The 3,910-nt window shown below is 38.9% G+C and carries 6 protein-coding genes; 1 reads left to right on the top strand and 5 read right to left on the bottom strand.

The features are described from left to right. Positions 1 to 142 precede the first annotated feature (142 nt). From bcrD to AB3I34_RS13860, 5 genes are all read right to left on the bottom strand, one after another. Positions 143 to 973 carry a bacitracin resistance undecaprenyl-diphosphatase BcrD gene (gene bcrD / locus AB3I34_RS13880; protein WP_128713131.1) on the bottom strand — a complete coding sequence of 277 codons (831 nt, stop codon included), beginning with the start codon at positions 971 to 973 and terminating at the stop codon, positions 143 to 145. Then, the gene (locus AB3I34_RS13875) at positions 973 to 1,722 is read right to left on the bottom strand and encodes an ABC transporter permease (protein WP_000933358.1); all 750 of its coding nucleotides are present in this window, start codon (positions 1,720 to 1,722) and stop codon (positions 973 to 975) included. The genes bcrD and AB3I34_RS13875 overlap by 1 nt, the downstream gene beginning before the upstream one ends. Further along, positions 1,715 to 2,632: a bacitracin ABC transporter ATP-binding protein BcrA gene (bcrA, locus tag AB3I34_RS13870; RefSeq protein WP_104765562.1), complete on the bottom strand. Its 918-nt coding sequence runs from the start codon at positions 2,630 to 2,632 to the stop codon at positions 1,715 to 1,717. The genes AB3I34_RS13875 and bcrA overlap by 8 nt, the downstream gene beginning before the upstream one ends. Before the next feature lie 182 nt (positions 2,633 to 2,814). Further along, on the bottom strand, positions 2,815 to 3,429 hold the full coding sequence (gene bcrR / locus AB3I34_RS13865) for a bacitracin resistance transcriptional activator BcrR (protein WP_000395511.1): 615 nt from the start codon (positions 3,427 to 3,429) through the stop codon (positions 2,815 to 2,817). Next, positions 3,419 to 3,616 carry a helix-turn-helix domain-containing protein gene (locus AB3I34_RS13860; protein WP_000384569.1) on the bottom strand — a complete coding sequence of 66 codons (198 nt, stop codon included), beginning with the start codon at positions 3,614 to 3,616 and terminating at the stop codon, positions 3,419 to 3,421. Before AB3I34_RS13860 ends, bcrR begins: the two co-directional genes overlap by 11 nt. Positions 3,617 to 3,781: 165 nt before the next feature. Here AB3I34_RS13860 and AB3I34_RS13855 point away from each other — a divergent pair. Beyond that, positions 3,782 to 3,910 (top strand): helix-turn-helix transcriptional regulator (locus AB3I34_RS13855; RefSeq protein ID WP_002383643.1); only part of this gene is annotated, 129 nt, incomplete at its 3' end.

The raw sequence follows: 3,910 nt of genomic DNA, 5'->3' as shown, positions 1-3,910 counted from the left end.
ATTGGTTTGTGTAAACGCAAAGAAACGGCGGCTCTGAAAATCAAAGCCACCGTTTCATAGGCGTGAAAATATGTCTGCTGTACGACGGCTTTTTTCTTTTGCCGTCGTGCGGCAGATTATTGCTTATGGAATTGTTTTTCTATCACATTACTGTTGTAAGTACAACAAGTATACCAAGCACAATTCGATACCAACCAAACACCTTAAAATCATGTTTTTTGATAAAGTTCATTAGGAATTTAATTACTAAGACAGATACCGCAAATGCCACAGCCATACCGAGAACAAGAGCGAGCAGTTCTGCACTTGTAAAATCAAACCCGAATTTTAACAGCTTAAAAGCACTTGCTCCAAGCATAGTAGGTACTGCGAGGAAAAAAGTAAACTCTGCTGCTGCCACTCGTGAAACTCCTAGGAGTAAAGCACCTATAATCGTTGCTCCCGACCGTGATGTGCCGGGTATAAGTGATAACACTTGAAATGCCCCTATCAAGATTGCTGTTTTATAGCTGATGTCAGAAAGTGCCATAGTAGTAGGAGTACGCTTTTTATTCCAATTTTCTATGAGAATGAATAACAAACCATAAAAGATTAACATGATTGAAATCACAATGGGGGTTTGGAGGTAAGCATCCAAATAATCATCAAATAAAATCCCCATAATAGCTGACGGTACACAAGCTACCGCAACCTTGAACCACAACGAGAAAGTATCCTTTTTAACAAGTGGCTGCGATTTATCCTTTAGCTGAAATGGAAACATCTTGTTCCAAAACATTACAACCACTGCGAGTATAGCTCCAAGTTGAATAACAACAAAAAACATTTCTTTAAATGCTTCGCTCATATTAAGTGTGATAAATTTGTCCGCAAGAATCATATGTCCTGTGCTGCTGATAGGTAGCCACTCAGTAATACCCTCAACAATTCCAAGAAAAATAACTTTTAAAATTTCTATAAAATCAAGTACCATTATTTCAAATCCTCCTTTTTAAAATGATGAAAGGTCATAAGAAAACCAACTGCTGATACAAGAATAATAATAGATACAGACAGCAGTGTAGGATAGCCGGTACTCTGAAGTTTACCCTGCACCAAGAAATAGGTGGCTGTCCACGGATACAACGCTCCCCATTCTTGATTTGAAAGTGCGGCACTTCCCATGACAATCACGGCAGAGCCAATCATCGGGGCGACAAATCCTTTTGTTTTCATAGCAACAAACACAAAAGGAGAAACTGTTAAAAACATCAGGATACTGCCAAACAAAAACTTGGGGAGCCATACTATTGCCACTAGTAAGCTATATCCCTCCAATGTAAAGACAGCGTGATATAGCCCACAAGCGATAAATATACCTGCCCATGTTACAAGGGTGAGCATAACAATCCAAAGAAGCAGGGTGCAAAATTTTCCAATTAATAGTTTTGTCCTTGAAATGGGTATGGGCAATATGGTTTTGAGTGTGCTTTCTGTGTACTCTCTGCTAAACAAGTAAGCTGCAATTGCCACATATATCATAATGTTTACCAGCAGCATGATATACAGTACACTGTCGCTGTATATGTCAGACAAGGTAAAGATAATCTCCGGCTTATCAAAATGTGTTTGCAAGGCTTCTATTAACATCAAAAGTGGGGTAGATAATACCCCTGCCACACTAATTAGCACCATTTTTGAACGCTTTAGTTTTAATAATTCACAAGAAATAAGATTAAGCAATACCGCCACCTCCAATCAGTTTAGAAAAGTAGTCCTCTAAGTTTTCCTCACTATCATCTATCCTTGTCACGAGCAGTCCATTTCGTGCAAATTCTCGATTGATTTCTCCAACACTTTGGCTAAAGTCATAAATTCTCACCGTACCGTCCTGCACTGTAAAATCCGTCATGTGGTAGTGGCTTTCTAAAATCTTTCCAGCTATCTCACTGTCAGATAAATCAAATTGAATGTATTTTCGATTCCTTTTGTGAAGCTCGGATATATTCACTTCCTCTACTAAATGCCCCTCGTGCATAACGCCGATAATATCTGCTATCTGTTCAATCTCGCTTAAAACATGGCTTGAGATAAAAATGGTAATGCCATGATTGTGACTAAGTTCAGATAAAAGTGAGCGTATTTCAACTATTCCAATGGGGTCAAGTCCGTTAATCGGTTCGTCAAGTATTAAAAGCTCCGGCTCGTGCATAATGGCGGCGGCAATACCAAGCCGTTGCTTCATTCCGAGGGAATAATCGGAAAAGACTTTTCTTTTCTCCTTATGCAGCCCCACAACTTCAAGAGCTTTTTCTACTCCACTTTTAGATACTCCCCCTCGCAGTTTAGCGAGAATTTGCAAATTCTCATACCCTGTTAAATTACTGTAAAATCCCGGTGTTTCGATAATAGAGCCTACTTTGCTATAAAGGGTATGGATATTTTCCTTATAGTTTGTGCCAAACAAGCGTACCGTTCCCTCCGTTGGGAAAGCAAGCTGCAACATCATTTTCATTGCTGTGGTTTTGCCTGCTCCGTTTCTGCCGAGCAAACCATAAATTTTGCCCGTTGGCACATGAAGATTGACCTTATCGACAACGGTGGCTGTTCCGTATCGCTTCGTAAGATTTTCTGTTTCAATGATATAATCCATATTTGATTTTCCTTTCCGTTGGTTGCTGTTCTTGTTTTCACTGACCACAATTTTATTATCACAGGAGCTATATCAAAAGCCAAGAAACCTACCGTCACATCGCCTACATCTATCATGTCAACATGAAAAAAAGCCCCGACACTTATCGTGTCAGAGCCTATTTCAAGGGATTTATATCGTTTTTACTTTGTTCCGTTCTGCTTAATCCAAACAACTATTTTTGCGACAAACAGCAGAAACATAAGTGCTGTTATATATGGTTCTCTTGCTGCTGCTAAGAAACAGATAGCCAAAGCAGTGAGTCCAAGGGAGCATTTTGTAGCAATGCCGCCCCATGTTTCTTTATCTAAATGGGTAAGTATTATTTTAGCAATCCCTATTACAATCAAGGCGGCAAAAGCACTCCAGTAGACTGCAAGATTGAATGGTGTGGTGGCTGTAAATGATAGTAGATTGACCGCATAAACATAACCGCCAACAGAGTTTCCATATAACGGAAGAAATATAAACGCAACTGCCATCATATCCAATATTCCATAAATATAGTTGTAAATCTTTTTCAAGTTGGAACGATTTTCAGTTTCGGCAAGTGTAATCAGTTCTTCGCCCGATAGTAGTTCATCTATGGTCACAGAAAAGAATTTAGAAATACACTTGAGCGACTCAATGTTAGGGTAACCCTTGCCGCTTTCCCATTTTGAAATGGCTGTTCTTGATACATATAATTGCTCCGCAAGTTGTTCCTGCGTTAAGTTCTTTCCAGTCCTAAGCTGTTGTAGCTTTTCATTAAATTCCATGATTCTCCTCCTGTTTGTTCCTTGTTTTCATACGTCCATCAACGGGTTTTTCTGCATCTTTTGGTATCATCCATGCACGACCAAATTTTTCAGTTCCGTCAATGCGATTTTCCTCACATAATTTTTGTATCCGTCTTTCCGATATGCCCCATTTTTCAGAAGCGGCTTTCACAGAAATGTAATCCATAATATCAACTTCCTTTCGCAAAGAGTATATAATTATTATATACGGAATGACGAATAATAGCAATTTTCTCTCCACTAATACGAAATTATACACTACTAAACATAAAATCATACTTCGTTCAAATATCATCACCCGAAATGTACAATGATATAGGGTGATATTAAAATGTACCAAGATGAAAGAAAACTTGATTTTAAGCCGTTAGGTATAGCGATAAAAAAAGCTCGGGAAGCAAAAGGGTGGACACAGGAATATCTTGCCCAACTGGTAGACCTTACGCCACGCTCTATTATG

It is taken from the genome of Enterococcus sp. C102(2024) (assembly GCF_040888205.1).
GTDB lineage: Bacteria > Bacillota > Bacilli > Lactobacillales > Enterococcaceae > Enterococcus > Enterococcus faecalis.
The sequence above is the reverse complement of the archived record's forward strand: the minus strand, read 5'-3'. Positions and strand labels throughout refer to the sequence as shown.